The 2,114-nt window shown below is 32.3% G+C and carries 1 protein-coding gene and 1 pseudogene; both read left to right on the forward strand.

The features are described from left to right. The first annotated feature begins 372 nt into the window (after positions 1–372). Positions 373–1,821, forward strand: a complete 1,449-nt coding sequence (locus tag RFW85_RS09705) for an RNA polymerase factor sigma-54 (RefSeq protein ID WP_216076536.1) — start codon at positions 373–375, stop codon at positions 1,819–1,821. Between the two features lie 166 nt (positions 1,822–1,987). Next, positions 1,988–2,114 (forward strand): annotated as a pseudogene (locus RFW85_RS09710) (HPF/RaiA family ribosome-associated protein); the annotation flags it as partial.

Consider the following 2,114-nt stretch of genomic DNA (forward strand, 5'->3'; position numbering starts at 1 on the left):
CCCATTCCTATGAATGGGGGTATTTTTTTATGTGTGAGAAAAATATATTTGTAGGGAATAAATATAAAATAGTAAGCTATGATTTGAATCTTTAAATTTAATAGAAAAAACTATACAACCGAAGGGTAATCAATTAAACAAAATTAAAAGAGAACAAGCTCTTCCTAATTAACTTTTTATAACAAGATTTTGTGTCTGACTTTATATTCGAACCATGTTTGATAGAATTAATTTAATAAAACTATTTTTATAATTGGAAAAATCTCTTTTTTCTTCTACAAATTTCAGTTGGATATGTATGACAAATGGAGACTATATGTTATAAATGTTGAATAGGCATGATTTTTGCTTGTTTTATGGAAAATGAAATATATGAAATTATCTGTTGGATTGAAAGTAGCGAATTCTCTATCGTTAACACCTCAATTGCAGCAGGCGATTCGTTTGTTACAACTCTCTAGTTTAGAGCTTGAACAGGAAATTCAGATTCAACTAGATAGTAATCCTTTGCTTGAAAAAATAGAAGAAGAGTCGTTAACGGAAAGTCTGTCTACATTAGAGAATAAAGAATCGGATGATTTAACAACGGAACTAAATGCAAACCATTTGCCTGATGATTTGCCCGTTGATACTGAGTGGGATGATGTTTATACCCATCAATCAACAGCTTTAGCTACTCCAGAATTTGAAGAGCGGGAAGATAATCGCCAAGTTCAATTATCTCTTAAGGAACATATTTTAGAACAAGTTAATCTTTTGCATTTTTCTAAAATTGATCAATTAATTGCTTATTGTATTGTTGATGCATTAGATGATAAAGGTTTCTTGGATGCTGAAATTGAAGAAATAATTTTAGCGGCACAACAATTATTGAATGAAATGGATATCGAGGAGGAGATTGAGGAGGATGAGGTTTTAGTTGTTTTAAAACACATTCAACGACTTGATCCTTTAGGGATTGGTTCGCGTAATTTAGCGGAATGTTTAAGGATACAGCTAGAGTTTCTACCAAAAGATGTTGAATATCTAAACGAAGCAAAAAGCCTATTGCAATATTATGAGCTTTTAATAGCAAATGATCTAAATAAATTACTCAAACAAACTGGTTTAACGAAAGACCAATTGAAGTTTGCAATCAATCTTTTAAAAACATTAAAACCCTATCCAGGTATGGATTTTGATAAAGAAGAATCAGACTATCAAATTCCAGATGTGATGGTTTCTAAAAAAGATTTACACTGGCAGGTTCAACTAAATCCAGATGTGCTGCCTAAATTAAGAATTAATAGTTTTTACTCTAGTATGATTCGTAGAGCAGATCAGAGTGAGGATAATTTATATTTACGTAATCAAATGCTTGAGGCGAAAAACTTTATCAAAAGCATTGATGAAAGGCATAAAACGTTATTAAAAGTAGCTTCTTGTATTGTGGAGCATCAAAAAGCCTTTTTGGAAATAGGTCCTGAAGCAATGAAGCCGCTAGTTCTTCGAGATGTGGCAGAAGAAGTCGAATTGCATGAATCTACAGTTTCTCGTGTAACTACAAATAAATATATGCTTACGCCTCGTGGTCTATTTGAGCTGAAATATTTTTTCTCTAGTCATGTAGGAACAACAGCAGGAGGAGAGGCCTCTTCTACCGCAATTCGGGCAATGATTAAGAAACTAGTCGCAAATGAAAATCCACGTAAGCCTTTGTCAGATAATGTAATTGCTACATTATTAAAAGATGAGGGAATTGAAGTTGCTCGAAGAACGGTCGCAAAATATCGAGAATCGTTACATATTCCTTCGTCCTCTGAAAGAAAAGTCTTGATCTGAATTTTGAAGTATGGCTATTCTAGAGATTCATTATGACGAAATAATGAAATTTCATTTTCACCAAGAGAGTAACTAAAATGGTTTAATTGTTCCTAGATTTCTTTTGATAGCATTAAATCGTTTTAGTTCTTCTTTAGATAACCTAAAAAAGGTGAGGGATAGAATTATGCAATTAACGATTCGTGGACATCATTTAGCAATTACACCAGCTATAGAAGAAAATATTAAATCAAAATTTAATCAGTTAACGAAACACCTAGATCAGGTGAACAGTGATCCTAGCCAAAATAATG

The sequence above is a fragment of the Acinetobacter sp. 12966 genome (assembly GCF_031196995.1).
GTDB lineage: Bacteria > Pseudomonadota > Gammaproteobacteria > Pseudomonadales > Moraxellaceae > Acinetobacter > Acinetobacter geminorum.